The sequence below is a fragment of the uncultured Clostridium sp. genome (genome assembly GCF_910588715.1).
Taxonomy (GTDB): Bacteria; Bacillota; Clostridia; order Clostridiales; family Clostridiaceae; genus Clostridium.
Map to the genome: position 1 here is coordinate 254,383 of NZ_CAJURG010000001.1, position 20,862 is coordinate 275,244.

The window sequence follows — 20,862 nt, forward strand, 5'->3', positions numbered from 1 at the left end:
TAATATTATATAGAATAATTTATAAATATAATATAAATTTAGTTTTAATATAATAAATATTAGATTATTTTAAAATTTAAGGAGTTGTGTAATGGAAAATACAATAAATAGAATAAGAAAGTTTAGAAATGATAGGGATTGGAATAAGTTTCATTCTCCCTCAAATTTAGCAAAGGCAATTTCTATAGAAGCAGCAGAACTATTAGAAGAGTTTTTATGGGATAATGAAAATTATAATAAACAAAATGTTGAGGAAGAGTTAGCTGATGTTATGGTTTATTGTTTACATATGGCAGATGCTTTAGATGTTGATATAAATGAGATTATAAATAGTAAGATGAATAAAAATGAAAAGAAGTATCCCATAGAAAAATCTAAAGGAAATAGTAAGAAGTATACAGAATTATAATAATTATATGTAATTTAATATTATAGTTATTTATAATTTTATAAGGTAAATTGGAGGATAAATGAGGAAATATAATTTAATTGATGTTTTAAAAAATAAAATTTTAGTTTTAGATGGAGCTATGGGAACTAGTATACAAAATTTTAAGTTAAGTGAAGAAGATTATAGAGGAAAACTTCTTAAAAATTTTGATAAAGAACAAAAGGGAAATAATGATTTATTATCTATAACAAAACCTGAAGTTATAAAAGAAATACATAGGAGGTTTTTAGAAGTTGGATCAGATATGATTGAAACAAATACATTTAACTCTAATAGTATTTCACAATCAGATTACGGATTAGTTAATTTAGTGTATGATTTAAATTATACCTCAGCAAAAATTGCTAGAGAAATTGCTGATGAATTCACTTTTAAAAATCCAAATAAACCAAGGTTTGTAGCTGGTTCTGTAGGACCTACTAATAAGACGTTATCAGTATCTGTGGACGTAGAAAATCCTGCATATAGAGAAATAACTTTTGATGAGCTTGTAAAATGTTATAGTGAGCAAATATCAGCTCTTATTGATGGTGGAGTAGATTGTATATTAATAGAAACAGTTTTTGATTCTTTAAATTGTAGGGCAGCTATAATTGCAGCTAATAATGTTTATGAAATTAAGGGCATAACTCTTCCTATAATGATTTCTGGAACTTTAACTGATAAATCAGGAAGGCTTTTATCTGGTCAAAAACTTGATGCTTTTGCAGAATCTGTTAAAAATGAAAATGTTATTTCTATAGGACTTAATTGCTCTTTTGGTGGCAAAGATATAGTATCTTTTATAAAAGAACTAGCTAATACTCAAGATATGTTTATATCAGTTTATCCAAATGCGGGACTACCTAATATTTTAGGTGAATATGATGAGTTACCAAGCATAACAGCTGAATTTATAAAAGAGTTAGCTAAAGAAAGAAAAGTGAATATAGTTGGCGGATGTTGTGGTACTACTGCAAGCCATATAAAGGCAATAGTTGATGCTATAGATGGATTAAAACCAAGAGAGATTCCTAAAATTAAAAAAGAAAGTACTTATTGTGGTCTTGAAGTAGTAATAAGTAATAAAGAAAATAATTTTATAAATATAGGGGAAAGAACTAATGTATCTGGTTCCGCTAAATTTGCAAGGCTTATTAGAGAGAAAAAATATGAAGAAGCTTTGTATATAGCAAAAGAACAAGTTGAAAATGGAGCTCAAATAATAGATATTAATTTTGATGATGGATTATTAGATAGTTGCAAAGAAATGGAGCATTTTTTAAAATTATTAGCATCTGATCCAGAGATATCTTCTAAGCCTATAATGATAGATTCTTCTAGATGGGATGTTATTGAAACAGGACTTAAAAGTATTCAAGGAAAACCAATCGTGAATTCTATTTCTTTAAAAAATGGAGAAATAGAATTTTTAAATCATGCTAAGATTATTAAAGATTTTGGAGCTGCAGTAGTTGTTATGGCTTTTGATGAAAAAGGACAGGCAGATACATTTGAAAGAAAAAAAGAAATATGTTCTAGAGCATATGATTTATTAGTTAATAAATTAAATTTTCCTCCACAAGATATTATATTTGATCCTAATATTTTAGCAATTGGAACTGGAATTGAAGAACATGACAATTATGCTATTGATTTTATAAATGCTACTAAGTGGATAAAAGAAAATCTTCCATACGCTAAAGTTTCGGGTGGAATTTCAAATTTATCATTTTCGTTTAGAGGAAATAATATTATAAGAGAAGCTATGCATTCTGTATTTTTATATCATGCTATTAATGCAGGTATGGATATGGGGATTTTAAATCCAGGAATGATACAAATTTATGATGATATTCCGAAGGACTTATTGGAATTAATTGAAGATTTAGTTTTAAATAGGCGTAAGGATGCAGCTGAAAGATTATTAGATAAAGCAGAATATTATAAAAATGGAACTATTATAACTAAAAATAATAAAAATGAGTGGAGAAAATATAATTTAGATAGTAGGTTAAGCTATTCACTAGTTAAAGGAATAACTGAATATATTGAAGAGGATTTAAAAGAGGCTATTAATAAATATCCTAAGGTACTTAATATTATAGAAAAGCCATTAATGGATGGCATGACTAAAGTTGGAGACTTATTTGGTAGTGGAAAAATGTTTTTGCCTCAAGTAGTTAAATCGGCAAGAGTTATGAAAAAAGCTGTATCTTTTTTATTACCTTATATAGAAAGTGAAAAAGAAAAAGGTAAAAAATCTAAAGCAGGCAAGATACTTTTAGCAACAGTAAAAGGTGATGTACATGATATTGGTAAAAATATTGTTAGTGTAGTTCTTGCTTGTAATAATTTTGAAATAGTAGATTTAGGAGTAATGGTTTCATGTGAAGATATAATAGAAACTGCTATTAAAGAAGATGTTGATGTGATTGGATTAAGTGGACTTATTACACCATCTTTAGATGAAATGTCTCATGTAGCAATTGAAATGGAAAAAAGGAATATAAATATACCAATAATAGTTGGTGGTGCTGCAACATCAAAGCCTCATACTGCATTAAAAATAGCTCCTAATTATAGTGGAGTAATTATTTATGGTTCTGATGCTTCAAAAACAGTTGAAATATGTAAAAAGCTTTTAAGTGAGGATAAAGATGAATATATAAAGTCTATTAAATTAGAATATCAAAATATAAGAAATAATTATAATAAATATGAAAAGAAAATGATAACATTAAAAGAAGCTAGAAATAAAAACTTTAAAATAGATTGGAATACTAGAAATATTTTCAAGCCTAATTTTATTGGAATAAAAGAAATAACTGATTATAAGATATCTGATTTAGTACCATATATTGATTGGACTTTTTTCTTTGTAGCATGGGAAATGAAGAAATTATATCCGGATATTTTAGAAGATTCTAATTATGGAGAGGAAGCTAAAAGGATATTTAATGATGCTAATAAAATGTTAAATTTTATAGCGGAAAATAATATTATAAATTTAAAAGGTGTTTTTGGAATTTTTAAAGCAAATTCCATTGGAGATAATATTGAAATTTATAATGAAGATAATAGTTTATTAACTACTTTTAATCTCTTTAGGGAACAAAGAAGTAAAAGTTGTGGTGAATATTTATGTTTATCTGATTTTATTGCACCTAAGAACTTACACAAGGAAGATTATATTGGTGGCTTTATTATAACAACAGGGATTGGAGCTAATGAATATGCAAAGAAGTTAGAAGAAGAGGGGGATAATTATAGCTCAATTCTTTTAAAACTTGTTTGTGATAGATTAGCTGAAGCATTTTCTGAAAAATTACATGAGGATATAAGAAAAATTTATTGGGGATATGCACAGGATGAAAATTTAAGTATTAAAGATATATTTAAAGGAAAATATAGAGGAATACGACCAGCTTTTGGATATCCATCACTTATTGATCAAAGTCAAATAAAAAAATTATTTGATATCTTAGATGGTGAAAATATAACAGGAATAAAATTAACTGAAAGTTATATGATGAATCCAGCAGCTTCAATATGTGGATTGTATTTTGCTTCTGAAGATTCAAGATATTTTAATTCTAATTTAATAGATAAAGATCAAGCTGAAGATTATGCAGAAAGATGTGGTATTACTAAAGAGAAATTAGAAAAATTTTTACCAAATATATTAGCATATAAATAAAATATATAAGTATTCTTAGTTAGATAATTTAAGAAATTATTGACAATTATTTCAAATAGATATATGATTATTTTATATTTTATTTACAGGAATTAAATTTAAAGTAAATTTTTGTTGTTAGGATATTAAGAAAAAATTAATTATGATCTTAAAGAAAGTAATTAATAAATTAACTTAAAGTATATAAAGGTTATATATTTTATTTAGCTAGCTTTCTTTTTGAAAGCTAGCTTTTTGTATTTTAAAATTAAATTTTGATAATCTATATAAATTTTTACTTTGAATAAATAGTAATATTAAATAAATGCGTTTATTGTTAAAAGGGAGATTTTAATGAAAGTAATAGATATTATAGACAAGCTATATAATACAACTAATGCTTCAAGAGAAGAAATTTTATTTCTTTTAGAGAATTTATCTAGTGAAGATAAAAAGTATTTAATAAAAAAATCTCATGAAATTGCTATAAAAAACTATGGAAATAATGTTTATATAAGAGGACTTATTGAATTTACAAATTATTGTGTAAGAGATTGTAAGTATTGTGGTATAAGAAAGTCTAATTTAAAAGTTGATAGGTACAGGCTTACTAAGGAAGATATTTTAGAATGTGTAAAGTTAGGAGATAAATTAGGATATAAAACATATGTATTGCAAGGAGGAGAAGATCCATACTTTACTGATGATATAATGGTGGATATTATAAAGAATATAAAAGAAAAGTATCCTAATAATGCAATAACTTTATCTTTAGGTGAACGTTCTTACAAATCTTACGAAAAAATGTTTAAAGCAGGTGCTGATAGATATTTATTAAGACATGAAACTGCTAATAAACATTTGTATGAATCATTGCATCCAAAAGGAAGTTTTGAAAATAGGATGCAATGTCTTAAAAATTTAAAAGAAATAGGATACCAAGTAGGGGCTGGATTCATGGTTGGTTTACCTAATCAAAGTAATTATAACTTAGTTGAAGATTTAATGTTTTTAAAAGAATTAAATCCACATATGTGTGGAATTGGTCCATTTATTCCACATAAGGATACTCCTCTTGGTAAGAAGCAAGGTGGAACTTTAGAAAAAACTATAACTATGTTAGCTTTAGTTAGACTAATGTTTCCAAAAATTTTACTTCCATCAACAACAGCACTTGGAAGTATAGATCCACTAGGAAGAGAAAAAGGACTTAAGGCTGGTGGAAATGTTGTAATGCCAAATCTTTCTCCTATTAATGTTAGGGATAAGTATTCATTATATGATGGTAAAATATGTACTGGTGATGAAGCAGCAGAATGCAGAATATGCATTGAAAGAAGAATTAATGCAGCAGGTTTTAATTTAGAAATTACACGTGGAGATAGTTTAGTTTAAATTATATAAAATAAGTTTTTGATAATAAAATTAATATTATTTAATTTAATAATATTTATTTAAATAAATTAAAGAGGAAGTGTAGAGAATTTATGAATATTAATCATGAAGAAATATATGAATTATTAGAGGAAGGTAAAAGAGCAACTAAAGAAGAAATATTAAATATTTTAGAAAAGGCAAAGGAAAAAAAGGGTATATCTCATAAAGATATTGCCGCATTACTTCAATTAGAAGATAAAGAATTAGAAAATGAAATGTTTAAGGTTGCTGGAGAAATAAAAAAATCTATATATGGTAAAAGAGTAGTTTTATTTGCTCCTTTATATATTAGTGATTATTGTGTTAATAATTGTGTTTATTGTGGATATAAAAGATGTAATAGTTTTAAAAGAAGAAAGTTAACTCAAAGTGAAATAAGAGAAGAAGTTAAAATATTAGAAAAAATGGGACATAAAAGATTAGCTTTAGAGCTTGGCGAAGATCCGGTGAATGCACCAATAGATTATGTATTAGAAAGTTTAGATACAATTTATAAAACTCAAAATGAAAATGGAAATATAAGAAGAATTAATGTAAATATTGCTGCAACTACAATTGAAAATTATGAAAAGCTTAAAAATGCAAATATAGGTACTTATATTTTATTTCAAGAAACATATCATAAACCAACTTATGATATAATGCATCCAAAGTCTTTAAAATCTAATTATGAGTATCATTTAAATGCTTTTGATAGAGCTATGAAAGCTGGAATTGAAGATGTTGGTGGTGGAGTATTATTTGGTTTATCAGATCCAAAATTTGAAGTTTTATCATTAATGATGCATAATGAACATCTTGAAAAGGAATTTGGGGTTGGATTTCATACTATATCAGTTCCAAGGCTTAAAGAAGCTGAAGGTGTTAGCTTGGATAATTTTCCTAATATTTTAAGTGATGAAATGTTTAAAAGGATAGTTGCTATAATTAGGATTGCTGTTCCTTATACAGGGATAATTATGTCTACAAGAGAAGATGAAAAAATGAGAAGAGATGCCCTTAAATTTGGAGTAACTCAAGTAAGTTCAGGTTCTTCAACCGGAGTAGGTGGATATAAAAGAAGAGATGAGGGAAAAAGTGTTGAGCAATTTAAAACATCAGATGAAAGAACTCCAATGGAAGTTTTAAATTGGTTATTAGATGAAGGATATATACCTAGCTATTGTACAGCATGTTATAGGAAGGGAAGAACTGGTGAAACATTTATGGGGCTTGCAAAAACAGGTGAAATTCAAAATATGTGTGAGCCAAATGCATTAATGACTTTAATGGAATATGCTTTAGATTATGGTGATGAAAATACTTGCAAAAAAGTAGAAAGTTTAATAATTAAAGAAACTAAAAATATAAAAAATGATGCTATGAAGAAATTTATTAATGATGGAATAATTAAATTAAAATCTGGTCAGAGAGACATTTATATTTAGGGGGACTAAATGAATATTACACCAAATGCTAATAGAAAGCACATATCTATATTTGGAAAAACAAATGTAGGAAAATCATCATTAATCAACAGTATTTGTGGACAAGATGTTGCTGTTGTATCTAATATTTCTGGAACTACTACAGATCCAGTTTCAAAAGCCATGGAACTTATTCCAGTAGGACCAGTTTTATTTATAGACACAGCTGGTCTTGATGATACAACGGAGCTAGGACAATCTAGAATGAAAAAGACTATGGATATTATGAAGAGAACTGATTTTGCTTTATTTGTAATTGATATAAATAAGATAGATAGTAGTGATTATGAAAAAATTAAATTAGAGTTTAAAAAATATAATATACCACACTTATTAGTTATAAATAAGATAGACACTATAGAAAAAGATAAATTAAAAGACATTAAGGAAAAATATAAAGATGCAATTTTAATTTCAACTTATACTTTAGAAGGAATAGATAAGTTGAAAAATACTATAATTAATAAGCTACAAAGTTTTGAAAGTGAACCATCTATAATAGGAAATTTAGTTCCTTATGGTGGTAAAGTTGTGTTAGTAGTTCCTATAGATTCAGAAGCACCAAAGGGGCGATTAATACTTCCACAGGTTCAATGTATAAGAGATTGTTTAGATAATGGAATTAAAACATATATTGTTAGGGATACAGAATTAGCTTCTGCTTTAGAGGATATTAAAGATATAGATTTAGTAATTACAGATTCTCAAGCTTTTAAAAAGATTGATAAAATAGTGCCTAATAGTATTAACTTAACTGGTTTTTCCATACTTTTTGCTAATCACAAAGGTAATTTAACTTCATTTGTTAATGGTGCAAAAAAAATAAAGTCATTAAATAAAGAATCTAAAATTTTAATAGCCGAAAGTTGTAGTCATAATGTTTCGCATGAAGATATAGGCAGAGTAAAGATACCAAAACTTTTAAATAACTATGTAGGTGCAGAGCTTAAATATGATTTTATAGTTGGATATGACTTTCCCTTAGATATAAAAGATTATGATTTAATTATACATTGTGGTGGATGTATGATTAATAGAAAAACAATATTAAATAGGATTGATTTTTGTAAAAATGAAGATGTTGCTATTACAAATTATGGAATAGTATTAGCTTTTTTAAGTGGAATACTTGATAGAAGTTTAGAGGTATTTAGAGATAATAATATAATATAATAAAATAAAAATAAATAATAAGATTGCTATAATTACATTAGGCAATCTTATTATTTATTTTTATATTTTTTATTATAATGTTTTTATTATATTTTTATTAATAGTTTCACTTAAAAATATATCTAAACAATTATTAAGAAAAGTGTTATAGTCATGTTCATTTAGAATTATTGGGTATTTTATATTGAAATTTTTATTTAAACATTTATATTTAAAGTCATTAAATATACTTATTGATTTGTTTATGTTTATTGGAAGAAAATCATTAAATGCTTGATTTTCTATATTTATTTTAGTTATAAACTCTAATAATTGTTTTACATCATAATTTTTTATATTTTCATTTAATATAACTGATTTAAACGATTTAAGATTGCAATTTTTGAAAAAGGCCTTTTTCATATTTTCATCAAAATAATTATCTAACCAAAGATGAATATAATATCCAGTTGCAAATGATTTTTCAAGATAATTTAAATTTAAATTAAATATATTTAAATTAAATTTATTTAAATCACATTTATCATTTATATTATTTTTAAAATGAGAAAGGCACTCTTTATTAATATCATTGAAAATAACATAATAATTAGGTGCAATACTACCTAATGTTAAAAAATTAATATCAAAATCATTAAAATGTTTATTTATTAAAATCCGTATAAAATTAATATGAGTAGATATATTGGGCATAAAAATTCCTCCAAATGCTTTTATTGATTTATATGAAGAAATTTATAAAAATATTTATTAAAATTAACCATTATAAAATTATATTAAGTATATTATTTAATTATTAAAAAAGTTTAGCTTTATAGATATATATTTTATTTATTATATAAACATATAATTAAAATTAAATACATAAATTATTTTATAATAATTAAATATGGGGGATATATGAAAAGAATAATAATGATTAAACCATTATTATATGGAATTTTTATTTTATTTGCATATCATATCGTATTTAAAACTGAACTGATTTTTACAAATAAAGAAGTTGAAACATTTGTTAATTATATGGAGCAAAGAAATGATTTTTTAGGTGCAACTAATTTTATGATATGGTTAGTAATAATTTCTGCATTAGTAATAACTGCTTTAAATAGAATAGATAAAGTAAAAAAGAATTCTTAAAAATTGTTAAATTAAAAAGTTTAGACCTAAAATAATTTTTAGCTTATATTTATTTTAGGTCTAAACTTTTTTAATATCTACAATAATAAATGAATTTTTTAAATAAATTTAGTGCTTTTTCATCATAAGAGGTCATCATTTCAGGATGCCATTGCACTCCAATTACAAATGGTTTATTGATCATTTCAATAGATTCAATAATTCCATCAGGAGATATAGAAGTTATTTTTAAATCTTGTGGCATTTCTTTTATAGATTGATGATGGCCACTATTTACAATATAGTTATCTCCAAATATTTCATATATAATGCTATTTCTTTTTATATAAATAGGATGGCATTTTTCAGAAAGATGGCTTTTTTGTTTATGGAGCAATGGTGAATCAGTAGCATATGAGATATCTTGATGTAATGTTCCACCCAAAGCAACATTAATAATTTGACATCCTCTGCATATTCCTAATATAGGCATATTTAATTCAAGGGCTTTTTGGGTTAAGTTAATGTTATACCAATCGAGTAAATCGTTACAATCACCTAAAAGAGGCTTTGGAAGTTCTTTATATGATAATGGATTAATATCAATTCCGCCGGGAAGTAATAATCCGTTACATATAGATAATAGATTAGTTAAAATCTCTATATCTTTTATTAATGGTAGAATAATAGGAATTCCACCAGCATCTATAATTGATTTAGGATAATTATTATTTATTTTAGTGAAATATTCACCAGCAAATTCTATCCTAAAATCTTTAACTATTCCACCTGCTATAGCAATAAGTGGCTTTTTCATTTTATCCCCTCCTTGAAATAAATTCTCACTATATATTATATGAAAAAAATTAAATGGTTTAAACTTTTGAAAGTAAAATAAAAATATTATTTTATATATAAGAACTAAATTTAAGATAATTTATAAGATGTATTGTAAGAATTTATAAGGGTAATGTTAAATGATAGATATACTAAAATCAACTTATACTTATGATAAAATGACTCAAGATTTACAAGAGTTAAAACAAATTTATAAGAATGATATTATTATAAATAGTATTGGTAAATCTCTTGATAATAGGGATATTTATGAAATAATATTAGGAAAAATTAATAATAAGAATCATGTATTAGTACATGCGGGAATTCATGGAAGAGAGTATTTAACATCATTATTAATTATTAAACAAATAGAATATTATTTAAATAATTATGAAAGCGGAGAGTATTGCAATGTTAATTATAAGGATTTATTCGATTCTGTTACATTTCATCTAATTCCAATGGCTAATCCAGATGGAATTACAATAAGTCAATTAGGTATAAATACTATACAAAGTGAAAATTTAAGGAATATCATTTATGAATGTTATTACAATGATTTAAATTCTAGACATACTTGTGACAGGTTTAAAAATTATTTAAAAAAGTGGAAGGCAAATGCTAGAGGGGTTGATTTAAATAGAAATTTTGATGCTGGATGGGATGAAATAAATCAAAGAAAAAAGCCTTCTTTTCAAAATTATAAAGGGGTAAGTTGTAATTCTGAACCTGAAACTAAAGCTCTTGTTAATTTAGTCAATAAATATAATTTTGCTTATACAATTAGTTATCATTCATCAGGAAATTTGATTTATTGGGATTATAGAGATAGCTTGGTTAAAAATGAAAGTAGTAAGCTAGCAGATATTATTTCATATGTAACAGGATATGAAAAAGAAAAAAGTGACAGTGAATATGAAGAAGTTGTTCCAGGTGGATTTAAAGATTGGGCTTCTTCTAAATCTAACAACCCAATTCCTAGTATAACTATTGAAGTTGGTATTGGAAATTGTCCTTTAAAAAACTCAGAATTTAAATCTATTTGGAATGCTAATTGTAATGTATTAGCAGCTATTGCGTATATGTTAGAATAACTTAAGTTAATTTAATGAAAATGTTATTTTTATAAAGTTTTAAAATAATTATGAAATATAACCATTAAAAATAATAATTATAAAAATATTTGATGGTTATATTTTATTAATTTATTATAGTTCCTTTTTCATTCTTATACGACTTTCTTCTAATTTATCAGACTTAAATTTCATTCTTAAATAAAGTTTATATGCACGAATATTAGATTTTTCTACATGAAGGCGTATTTCTGATATATTATTATTTTTGGCATATCGCTCTACAATTTTTATTAACTCTGTACCAATACCAAGTCCTCTATAATTTTTACTTACACTAAAATCATCAATGTATAAATATGATAAGTGTTCATTGTATTCTTCAATAGAAATAAATGCAATAACTTTACCGTTTGTTTCAACAACATAAATACGATTTTTTGAATTATTAAAAAATTTATTTAAATAATCATTTTCGTAACCAGTCACATCTTTTTTTTGATATATAGTTTGTAACATTTCAATATATAGTTTTTCAATACAATATTTATCTTTTAAAACTGCCTTTCGAAAAATAAATTTCATTTTATTCCTCCTTATATATTATTTATATTAATCTATTATATTATATTTTAAATAGTATTTGGAATATAATTTTATTTATATATTATAAATAGCTTTCTTAATTATTGAAGTTATTTCTAAATTATAGTAATATATAGACAAAATATGATTTTATATAAATTTTATTGAGAAAAAATATGAAAAAGTTAGTATATATTAAGGAGTAGATTATACTATGAGTGAAAATTTTAGGATATTAAGAAATGGAATTAAAATGCCTTCTATTGGATTTGGAACATATAAATCAGGAAATGATGAAGAAACTTCTAAAATTATAAAATATGCTTTAAATATTGGATATAGACAAATTGATACAGCTTCTTTTTATGGTAATGAAATTGGTATTGGAAATGGAATAAAAGAAAGTAAAGTAAAGAGAGAAGATATTTTTATTGTTACAAAGCTTTGGAATGACAATCATGGATTTAATAATACTATAAAATCTTTTAATGAATCTTTAGAAAAATTACAAGTAGATTATATAGATTTATATCTTATACATTGGCCAAATGAATTAAATTCAGAAACATGGAAAGCTTTTGAATATCTTTATAAGATGGGTAAAGTAAAATCTATTGGAGTTTGTAATTTTAAAATTGGACATTTAGAAGAACTTAAAAAAACTGCTGAAATACTTCCTATGGTAAATCAAGTTGAAATGCATCCCCAAAGCTCTAAAAATGATATGTTAAGATATTGTGAAGAAAACAATATTCAACTTGTTGCATGGAGTCCTATAATGAGGGGAAGATTATTTTCAAACGAATTGATGTTAAAGTTATCTGAAAAATATAAAAGAACAATAGCTCAAATAATATTAAGATGGCATGTTCAAAAAGGAGTAATTCCTATACCAAAATCATCAAATGAAGAAAGAATAAAAGAAAATTTTAATATTTTTGATTTTGAGATTTCTGATAACGATATTGATATTATTGATTCATTAAATGAAGGTGATAATATATCAGTAAGCGGAGTGCCTAAAAATACAACATATCTTAAGTTTTAATATTTTAATTTTTTTAAATAATGTTAAATTAATATAAAATAAGGAGGTAAAATTTGGATAAAATAATATTATTAGTTTTAGTTATTTTATTAAATTTGTTTTCTATTGGATGTGCAGAGGAAAATATTTATTTAACTAAAAGTCATGAAGATTTAATAAGTATTAATAAAGAGGAGTTAGGAAGTATAGTTGATGAATATAGCTCTTATATTATAGATGAAATTTATGTTGATGACTCAAAGATAGTAGGATTTTCAAGCAATACTACACAAGGTGTTTTTGTTTATGAAAAAGATAGTAATGGAAATTATTTATTAAATCAAATAAATAAATTGGACATAGATCCAAATGATTTAGGTATATCAAATTATAGAATAATTTATAAAAACTATAATGATATAACAAATGCTAAGTATGGTTATATTATAATATCTAATGGAAAAAAAGTTTCTAGAGTTGAAATTACAATAAATGATGCTTACAAATACAGTACTAACTTAGAAGTTGGAAAAGCATCTATGGTTTTAATAAAAGAAAATCTAAATCCAGAGGATAGTTCTGGAATCCGCTTAGAAGTAAAATATTTTGATGAAAATAATAATGAATTATAGTTATCATAATTTTTATTAGAAGGAGAATAGTATAATGAAACAAAATCAGACAGAAGAGTTAGGAAGTTGTGGTGTAGGAAAATTACTTTTAAAATTATCTGTTCCTGCAATTGCAGCACAAATTATCAATTTACTATATAATTTAGTAGACCGTATGTATATTGGACATATAAATAAAGTAGGTAAACTAGCCCTTACTGGAGTTGGAGTGTGTTTACCACTTATTATGCTTATTTCTGCATTTGCTGCACTTGTAAGTATGGGAGCTGCTCCAAGGGCTTCAATTTTTTTAGGAAAAGGTGAGCATGATAATGCAGAAAAAACGTTAGGAAATTCATTTTCATTATTAATAATATTATCGCTTACTATTACAATAATATTCTTTTTCTTTTCAAAAGACTTACTATTATTATTTGGAGCAAGTGAAAATACAATAGAATATGCAGTAAGTTATATGAAAATATATAGTTTAGGTACTATATTTGTCCAATTAACTCTTGGACTTAATGCATTTATAAGTGCTCAAGGTTTTGCTACTGTTAGTATGCTTACAGTTTTAATAGGAGCTATAAGCAATATAATTCTTGATCCTATATTTATATTTGGATTTAATATGGGTGTATCAGGAGCAGCTTTAGCTACGATAATATCTCAATCGTTTTCTATGATTTGGATATTATTCTTTTTAACAGGTAAAAAATCAACTTTAAAGCTAAAAAGAAGAAACTTTATTTTATCAAAAGAAATTATTATGCCATCAATTGTATTAGGATTATCACCATTTATAATGCAAGCCACGGAAAGCTTAATTGCAGTATGTTTTAATTCTTCGTTATTAAAATATGGAGGAGATATTGCAGTAGGTGCAATGACAATTCTTACAAGTGTAATGCAATTTTCAATGCTTCCACTTACAGGATTAACTCAAGGTGGCCAGCCAATAATAAGTTATAATTATGGTGCTAAAAATCCAAAACGTGTAAAAAAAGCATTTAAAATATTACTTATTTCTTGTATAACATATTCATTTATATTATGGGCATTAGCAATGATAACGCCAAAAACATTTGTATTAATTTTTAATAATGATCCATCTTTAGTTTCTTTTACGAGTCATGCACTTAGAATATATATGGCTGTTTCTTGTGTATTTGGAATACAAATTGCATGCCAACAATCTTTTATTGCATTAGGTAATGCAAAAGCATCATTATTTTTAGCCTTATTAAGAAAAATAATATTACTAATACCTTTAATTTATATTATTCCAATGTTTATGGAGGATAAAACAACAGCAGTATTTATGGCAGAACCTATAGCAGATTTTTTAGCTGTTTCTACTACTGCAATATTATTTTCAATACAGTTTAAAAAAGCAATGAAAGAAATTTCTGATCCTATAATAAAACAAAATAAAATAAAAGCTTAAAATTAAAAAAACACCTATTTTAATAGGTGTTTTTTTAGTAAAAGAAAAAGAATTAGTATAGTTTTATTAGATTAAAGGATTTCTAAAATTTTTACAGAATAATTTTCTCCAGGGGCTTCCACCTCAACAATATCGCCAACCTTTTTACCTGCTAATGCTTTTCCAAGTCCTGATTCAATACTTATTAACATTTCTTCTGGCTTTGCATCTAGAGTTGTTACTAGTGTAACAATATCTTCAAAACCATCATCAATAAACTCAATTTTAGCCTTGGTATTTATACCTAAAATGTTTTTATCGATATTTTCATCTTCTATAACTGTAGCAGTAGTTATAAGTGTTAGTAAATATTGAATTCTATTATCATTTTCTCTATATTCTTCACAAGCAGCTTTATATTCTGCATTTTCTGATCTATCTCCATGTGCTGCTGCAATTAATTTTTCTTTAGCTATTTCAGCTCTTTTTACAGTCATCCTGTAATCTAATTCTTCTTGTAATTTTTTAATATTAGATTCTGTTAGTATTTTGTTCATAAAATAAAAATCTCCCTATAATATATTATGATAATATTATAAGTACTTATCGATTAAAAATAAAGGTGACTTTTACATATAAAATAAAAAAGCAAGTATACTATTTTTAAATACATACTTGCTTTTTTATTTTATTTAGTTAATTCATCTAATAGTTCTTTAACAGAAATTATTTTATTAATTTTATACGCATTAGAGCCACAAAATATCAATCCATTATCAATATCACCTCGTGCTGCATTTATTAAGGCTTCACTTATACAATAAGGGGTAGTAGATGGATTGCATGGAATCAAACAATTATAACATTTAGTTATCTTGTTATTATCATTATTAATTTTATTTAAAAATTTATTACTTATTGCTCTTCCTGGCATACCAACTGGACTTTTAACTATTTTAATATCATTTTTATGACAGTTTAAATATGCTTCTTTAAATTTTATATTAGCATCACATTCAACTGTTGCAACAAACCTAGTACCAATTTGAACAGCATTAGCTCCTAGGTTAATATATTTTTTTATATCGTCAGAATCAAAAACACCACCTGCAACAATTACAGGTATTTTTTTATTGTATTCTTTTTCAAACTCTTTAATTGTTTCTAATATATTGTTAACATTGGTTTCAAATTCATTTATATCATTTTCTATATTATTATCTTTAAAACCTAAATGTCCTCCAGCTTCTGGTCCTTCTATAATAATACCGTCAGCAATTTTATTATAGTGCTTTTTCCAATAAGATAATATTAATTTTACAGCTTTTGATGATGAAACAATTGGTATTATTTTAATTTCACTATTTTGGGTATATTGAGGTAACTTTAGTGGTAATCCAGCACCAGATATTATTAAATCAGCTCCTCCCTCAATACTAGCTTGAACGAGCTCTTTGTAATTTTTCATTGCTACCATTATATTTACACCGATTATTCCATTATTACTTATTTGTTTTGCTTTTTTTATATGTTTTTTTAATGCTCTTAAATTTGCTTGTAATGTATTAATTTCAAAGTCATTTTCAAGATAACCAGGATGTGCTGCAGAAATTACACCTATTGCTCCATATTTTGCAACATTTCCAGCTAAATTTGAAAGTGAAACACCAACTCCCATGCCTCCTTGTATAATTGGTATTTTTGCTATTAAATTTCCTATTTTTAATTCCATAACATTCTCCTTTCAAAACAAATATTTTGATAATCAAAATATAATTTAAAGTATAATATAGATATCAAAATTTTGTCAATATGGAAAAAGGTGTTGACAAAATTTTGATATAGTATTATTATTAAATTGTTTGATGATCAAATTATTTTGGGTGGTGATAAAGTATAAGTGGGGTTAGTGATTAAATTAATTTATAACTTTATAAATTAATTACATTAGAAATTATTTTATTTATTTTATATTATTAATGGGAAATATTAATTTTTAATATTTCATATTTTTTAATAATATTATTTGATTATCAAATAATTATATTTAAAAAACAAGGGTGTTAAAATTAGTATGGTAAAAATAGTAGGAGTTGGACATTATTGTCCAGAAAATACTGTTAGTAATGATAAATTATCAACTTTGGTTGATACGTCACATGAATGGATAGTTAAAAGAACTGGAATATATGAAAGAAAAATTTCAAAAGGTGAGTCTACAGTAGATTTAGCTGTTAAAGCATCAATCAATGCTATGAATATGGCAAATTGTAAACCAAAAGATATTGATTTAATAATAGTTGCTACAACTTCACCAGATAGGATTATGCCATCTACTGCATGTAGTGTTCAAAATCTATTAGGATGTAATAATGCTACTGCTTTTGATGTAACTGCTGCTTGTTCAGGATTTTTATATGCAACAATAATTGCTAATTCATTAATAAAAGGTGGAGAAGGTAGTAAGGCTTTAGTTATTGGTAGTGAAGTTCTTTCAAGAATAGTTAATTGGAATGATAGAAATACTTGCGTATTATTTGGAGATGGTGCTGGTGCTGCTATTTTAGAAATAAGTACAGATAATAGTAAAATAATAAGTACTTATTTTGGTTCTGATGGAAAAACAGGTACTAAAGCATTAATGGCTAATCAGTTTCCAATTAATACACCATTTACAAATGGAAATTTAACTAGAGAAAAATATATACAAATGGATGGTAAAGAAGTTTTTAAATTTGCTATATCAATAATTCCTACGGTAGTAAATAAATTGCTAAATAATTCTGGAGAAGATATAGCAAACATTAAATATATTATTCCACATCAGGCAAATAGTAGAATAATAGAAGATGCTGCTAAAAAATTAAATATAGATAAAAATAAATTTTATATTAATTTAGAGTCTTACGGAAATACTTCGTCAGCTAGTGTACCTATAGCTTTAAGTGAGGCTATAAATAAAAAGCTAATTACCAAAGGTGATAAAATTATTTTGGTTGCTTTTGGTGGTGGTTTAACTTGGGCTGGAGTATTGCTTGAATTTTAGAAGTATTAATAATTATTAAATTATAAATTAAAAGGTTAATATTTAGGAGGAAATAAAAATGATATTTGAAAAAATTAAGGAAATAATAGTTGATCAATTAGGTGTTAATGAAGAGGATATTAAGTTAGAAACAAGATTTATAGAAGACTTAGAAGCTGACTCATTAGATTTATTTCAAGTAATAATGGAACTTGAAGATGCTTTTGATGTAAAGGTTGAAGATGTTGAAAATATAAAAACAGTTTCAGATGCCGTAAATTTTATTGAAAAAGCAACAGTAAAGTAGTTTTGGAGGTAAATATATGAAAAAGGATATATGTAATATTTTAGGTATAAAGTATCCTATTTTTCAAGGTGGAATGGCTTGGGTTTCTGATAGTAAACTTGCTGCAGCGGTTTCTAACGCTGGAGGATTAGGAATTATAGCAGGAGCTAATGCTCCTGCTAGCTATATAAGAAATGAAATAAAAGAAACTAAAAAGCTTACCGATAAACCTTTCGGGCTTAACATAATGCTTTTGTCTGATAATGCAGATGAATTGGCTGATATTGCAATTGAAGAAGGAGTTAAGGTAATAACTACTGGTGCTGGAAATCCGGGTAAATTTATGGAGAGATGGAAACAAGCTGGTATAATTGTTATTCCAGTTGTGGCATCTGTTGCTTTAGCTAAAAGAATGGAACGTTGTGGAGCTGATGCTGTTATAGCTGAAGGGTGTGAAGCTGGAGGTCATATTGGTAAATTGACTACAATGGTATTATTACCTCAAGTAGTTGATGCTGTAAATATTCCTGTTATAGGAGCTGGTGGGATAGCTGATGGAAGAGGAATTGCAGCTGCATTTGCACTTGGAGCAAGTGGTATTCAAGTTGGAACTAGATTTTTAGTATCGGAAGAGTGTCAAATACATGATAATTATAAAAATGCTGTAATAAAATCAAAGGATATAGATACTGTAGTTACTGGCAGATGTACAGGACACCCCGTTCAAGTATTAAAAAATAAACTTGCAAAAGAATATTTAAAATTAGAAAAGAATAATGTTAGTTTTGATAAATTAGAGGAACTAGGTAGAGGAGCTTTGAAAAAAGCGGTAGTAGATGGTGATATTGAAAATGGATCATTAATGGCAGGTCAAATATCTGGAATGTTAAAAAAAGTTCAAACCTCTAAGGAAATAATAGAAGAAATGTTTAATAAATATGAAGAAATAAAGAAAAATCTATAATTATAGGTTAACGGAGGCAATATGAAAGTAGCATTTATTTTCTCAGGTCAAGGTTCCCAATATATAGGTATGGGAAAGGAATTGTATGAAAATATTCCTAGCTGTAAAAAGATATATGATAAAGCAAATAAAGCTTTGGGATTTGATTTGAAAGAATTAATATTTAATGGATCTAAAAACGAATTGGATATAACTGAAAATACCCAGCCTGCAATATTAACTACATCTATCGCAATTCTTCAAGCTATAAGTGATAAAGGTATTAATCCAGATATAGTTGCAGGATTAAGTTTAGGAGAATATTCAGCATTAGTTTCTAGTGAAGCTTTAGATTTTGAAACTGCAGTTTCTTTAGTGAAAAAAAGGGGGCAATTTATGCAAGAAGCAGTTCCTAATGGTTTTGGATCAATGCTTGCAGTAATTGGACTTAATAAGGAAAAAATTAAAGAAATATTAAAATTAGCTAGTGAAAAAGGAATAGTAGAAATAGCTAATTATAATACAAACAATCAAATAGTAATAGGTGGAGAAAATACAGCTGTTGAGTTTGCTAGTAAGTTACTTAAGGAGAATGGAGCAAGGAGAGTTATTCCTTTAAAAGTATCTGGGCCATTTCATACTTCATTATTAAATGAAGCATCTATAAAATTAAGAAATGAACTAAAGGATATAAATTTTAATGATCCTAAAACAAAAATAATAACAAATGTTACAGCAGATTTTATTAAAGATAAATGTGAAATAAAAGATTTATTAGTAACTCAAGTTAAATCTCCTGTAAGATGGAGTGAAACTATTGAAAAAATGATTAATGAAGGTATAGATACATTTATTGAAATAGGTCCTTTAAAAACTTTAAGTAGTTTTGTTCGTGAAATAAGCAGAGAAAAAAATATTAATGTAAAAATATTTAATGTGGAAGATTTAAAATCACTTAATAAGATGATAGAAGGGATTGAATCTATATGTTAAAAGATAAAAATGTAATAATAACTGGAGCTACAAGAGGCATTGGAAGAGAAATCGCATTAACTTTAGCTAAAAATGGAGCTAATATAGCTATTAATTATAGAAATTTTAATAGTGAATTAGAAGCTTTAATCAATGAAATTAAAAGTTTTGGTGTAGATGTTTTAGCAATAAAATGTGATGTAAGTGTTAGTGATGATGTTGATAATTTTGTAAAGGAAGTTAAAAGCCATTTTAAAACAATAGATGTTTTAGTGAATAATGCTGGAATAACTAAAGATGGATTAATCCTTAGAATGAAAGAAGAAGATTTTGATGATGTTTTAGATGTTAATTTAAAAGGAACTTTTAATACTACTAAATTTGTTTCTTCTATTATGGTTAGACAAAAATGCGGAAAAATAATTAATATTTCTTCTGTAGTTGGTATAGCTGGTAATTCAGGACAATGTAATTATGCAGCTTCTAAAGCTGGAGTTATTGGATTTTCTAAGTCGGTAGCAAGAGAACTTTCGTCGAGAAATATAAATGTTAATGTAATAGCTCCTGGATATATAAATACTGATATGACTAAAAATTTACCAGATAAGATTAAAGAAGAAGTAATTAAGAGCATACCTATGAAAAGAATAGGTGAACCTAAAGAAGTTGCTAACTTAGTATTATTTTTATCATCAAATTTATCAGATTATATTACAGGTCAAGTAATAAATGTTGATGGTGGAATGGTAATGGCATAGGAGGGATTA

General features: G+C 25.6%; 20 protein-coding genes. 15 read left to right on the forward strand and 5 right to left on the reverse strand.

The window, feature by feature from the left end; genetic code table 11:
- Nucleotides 1-91: 91 nt before the first annotated feature.
- The 5 genes from QZ321_RS01295 to hydF all read left to right on the forward strand — a co-directional run bounded on the left by QZ321_RS01295 (nucleotide 92) and on the right by hydF (nucleotide 8,185).
- A complete protein-coding gene (locus tag QZ321_RS01295) occupies nucleotides 92-409 on the forward strand; it encodes a nucleotide pyrophosphohydrolase (protein ID WP_291748854.1) in 318 nt (105 codons plus the stop codon).
- A 61-nt stretch (nucleotides 410-470) separates the two neighbouring features.
- Nucleotides 471-4,130, forward strand: a complete 3,660-nt coding sequence (gene metH / locus QZ321_RS01300) for a methionine synthase (RefSeq protein ID WP_291748850.1) — start codon at nucleotides 471-473, stop codon at nucleotides 4,128-4,130.
- A 333-nt stretch (nucleotides 4,131-4,463) separates the two neighbouring features.
- Complete coding sequence (hydE, locus tag QZ321_RS01305; RefSeq protein ID WP_291748848.1) at nucleotides 4,464-5,504, forward strand: [FeFe] hydrogenase H-cluster radical SAM maturase HydE; 1,041 nt, start codon at nucleotides 4,464-4,466, stop codon at nucleotides 5,502-5,504.
- A 53-nt stretch (nucleotides 5,505-5,557) separates the two neighbouring features.
- Nucleotides 5,558-6,973 carry a [FeFe] hydrogenase H-cluster radical SAM maturase HydG gene (hydG, locus tag QZ321_RS01310; protein ID WP_291748875.1) on the forward strand — a complete coding sequence of 472 codons (1,416 nt, stop codon included), beginning with the start codon at nucleotides 5,558-5,560 and terminating at the stop codon, nucleotides 6,971-6,973.
- 9 nt (nucleotides 6,974-6,982) lie between these two features.
- Nucleotides 6,983-8,185, forward strand: a complete 1,203-nt coding sequence (gene hydF / locus QZ321_RS01315; protein ID WP_291748845.1) for a [FeFe] hydrogenase H-cluster maturation GTPase HydF — start codon at nucleotides 6,983-6,985, stop codon at nucleotides 8,183-8,185.
- A 72-nt stretch (nucleotides 8,186-8,257) separates the two neighbouring features.
- On the opposite strand, the gene QZ321_RS01320 is transcribed toward hydF, so the two are convergent.
- A complete protein-coding gene (locus QZ321_RS01320) occupies nucleotides 8,258-8,878 on the reverse strand; it encodes a hypothetical protein (RefSeq protein ID WP_291748842.1) in 621 nt (206 codons plus the stop codon).
- Nucleotides 8,879-9,085: 207 nt separating this feature from the next.
- On the opposite strand from QZ321_RS01320, the gene QZ321_RS01325 reads away from it, so the two are divergent.
- Nucleotides 9,086-9,325: a hypothetical protein gene (locus QZ321_RS01325; protein WP_291748839.1), complete on the forward strand. Its 240-nt coding sequence runs from the start codon at nucleotides 9,086-9,088 to the stop codon at nucleotides 9,323-9,325.
- Nucleotides 9,326-9,395: 70 nt separating this feature from the next.
- On the opposite strand, the gene QZ321_RS01330 is transcribed toward QZ321_RS01325, so the two are convergent.
- On the reverse strand, nucleotides 9,396-10,121 hold the full coding sequence (locus QZ321_RS01330) for a gamma-glutamyl-gamma-aminobutyrate hydrolase family protein (RefSeq protein ID WP_291748837.1): 726 nt from the start codon (nucleotides 10,119-10,121) through the stop codon (nucleotides 9,396-9,398).
- Nucleotides 10,122-10,281: 160 nt separating this feature from the next.
- Here QZ321_RS01330 and QZ321_RS01335 point away from each other — a divergent pair, with 160 nt between their 5' ends.
- Nucleotides 10,282-11,238, forward strand: coding sequence for a M14 family metallocarboxypeptidase (locus QZ321_RS01335; RefSeq protein ID WP_291748834.1), 957 nt, complete (start codon nucleotides 10,282-10,284; stop codon nucleotides 11,236-11,238).
- Between the two features lie 114 nt (nucleotides 11,239-11,352).
- Here the strand turns inward: QZ321_RS01335 and QZ321_RS01340 are convergent, their stop codons facing one another.
- A complete protein-coding gene (locus QZ321_RS01340) occupies nucleotides 11,353-11,802 on the reverse strand; it encodes a GNAT family N-acetyltransferase (RefSeq protein WP_291748832.1) in 450 nt (149 codons plus the stop codon).
- Nucleotides 11,803-12,016: 214 nt separating this feature from the next.
- Here QZ321_RS01340 and QZ321_RS01345 point away from each other — a divergent pair, with 214 nt between their 5' ends.
- Genes QZ321_RS01345 through QZ321_RS01355 form a run of 3 tightly spaced genes read left to right on the forward strand, consistent with a single transcriptional unit; the run spans nucleotide 12,017 to nucleotide 14,890 of the window.
- Nucleotides 12,017-12,850: an aldo/keto reductase gene (locus QZ321_RS01345; protein WP_291748830.1), complete on the forward strand. Its 834-nt coding sequence runs from the start codon at nucleotides 12,017-12,019 to the stop codon at nucleotides 12,848-12,850.
- A 53-nt stretch (nucleotides 12,851-12,903) separates the two neighbouring features.
- On the forward strand, nucleotides 12,904-13,461 hold the full coding sequence (locus QZ321_RS01350; protein ID WP_291748827.1) for a hypothetical protein: 558 nt from the start codon (nucleotides 12,904-12,906) through the stop codon (nucleotides 13,459-13,461).
- Between the two features lie 34 nt (nucleotides 13,462-13,495).
- Nucleotides 13,496-14,890: an MATE family efflux transporter gene (locus QZ321_RS01355; protein WP_291748825.1), complete on the forward strand. Its 1,395-nt coding sequence runs from the start codon at nucleotides 13,496-13,498 to the stop codon at nucleotides 14,888-14,890.
- Between the two features lie 71 nt (nucleotides 14,891-14,961).
- Here QZ321_RS01355 and greA read toward each other — a convergent pair whose 3' ends face one another.
- On the reverse strand, nucleotides 14,962-15,426 hold the full coding sequence (greA, locus tag QZ321_RS01360) for a transcription elongation factor GreA (RefSeq protein WP_291744325.1): 465 nt from the start codon (nucleotides 15,424-15,426) through the stop codon (nucleotides 14,962-14,964).
- 131 nt (nucleotides 15,427-15,557) lie between these two features.
- A complete protein-coding gene (locus QZ321_RS01365; protein WP_291748823.1) occupies nucleotides 15,558-16,601 on the reverse strand; it encodes a nitronate monooxygenase family protein in 1,044 nt (347 codons plus the stop codon).
- A gap of 336 nt (nucleotides 16,602-16,937) precedes the next feature.
- Between QZ321_RS01365 and QZ321_RS01370 the strand changes: the two genes are divergently transcribed.
- Genes QZ321_RS01370 through fabG form a run of 5 tightly spaced genes read left to right on the forward strand, consistent with a single transcriptional unit; the run spans nucleotide 16,938 to nucleotide 20,853 of the window.
- The gene (locus QZ321_RS01370) at nucleotides 16,938-17,915 is read left to right on the forward strand and encodes a beta-ketoacyl-ACP synthase III (RefSeq protein ID WP_291748872.1); all 978 of its coding nucleotides are present in this window, start codon (nucleotides 16,938-16,940) and stop codon (nucleotides 17,913-17,915) included.
- A 58-nt stretch (nucleotides 17,916-17,973) separates the two neighbouring features.
- Nucleotides 17,974-18,201 (forward strand): acyl carrier protein, encoded by a 228-nt coding sequence (acpP, locus tag QZ321_RS01375; RefSeq protein WP_291748820.1) that lies wholly within the window; start codon nucleotides 17,974-17,976, stop codon nucleotides 18,199-18,201.
- Between the two features lie 16 nt (nucleotides 18,202-18,217).
- Nucleotides 18,218-19,144 carry an enoyl-[acyl-carrier-protein] reductase FabK gene (gene fabK, locus QZ321_RS01380; RefSeq protein ID WP_291748817.1) on the forward strand — a complete coding sequence of 309 codons (927 nt, stop codon included), beginning with the start codon at nucleotides 18,218-18,220 and terminating at the stop codon, nucleotides 19,142-19,144.
- A gap of 21 nt (nucleotides 19,145-19,165) precedes the next feature.
- Nucleotides 19,166-20,116, forward strand: coding sequence for an ACP S-malonyltransferase (gene fabD, locus QZ321_RS01385; protein ID WP_291748814.1), 951 nt, complete (start codon nucleotides 19,166-19,168; stop codon nucleotides 20,114-20,116).
- Nucleotides 20,110-20,853 carry a 3-oxoacyl-[acyl-carrier-protein] reductase gene (gene fabG / locus QZ321_RS01390; RefSeq protein WP_291742855.1) on the forward strand — a complete coding sequence of 248 codons (744 nt, stop codon included), beginning with the start codon at nucleotides 20,110-20,112 and terminating at the stop codon, nucleotides 20,851-20,853. The genes fabD and fabG overlap by 7 nt, the downstream gene beginning before the upstream one ends.
- Nucleotides 20,854-20,862 lie beyond the last annotated feature (9 nt).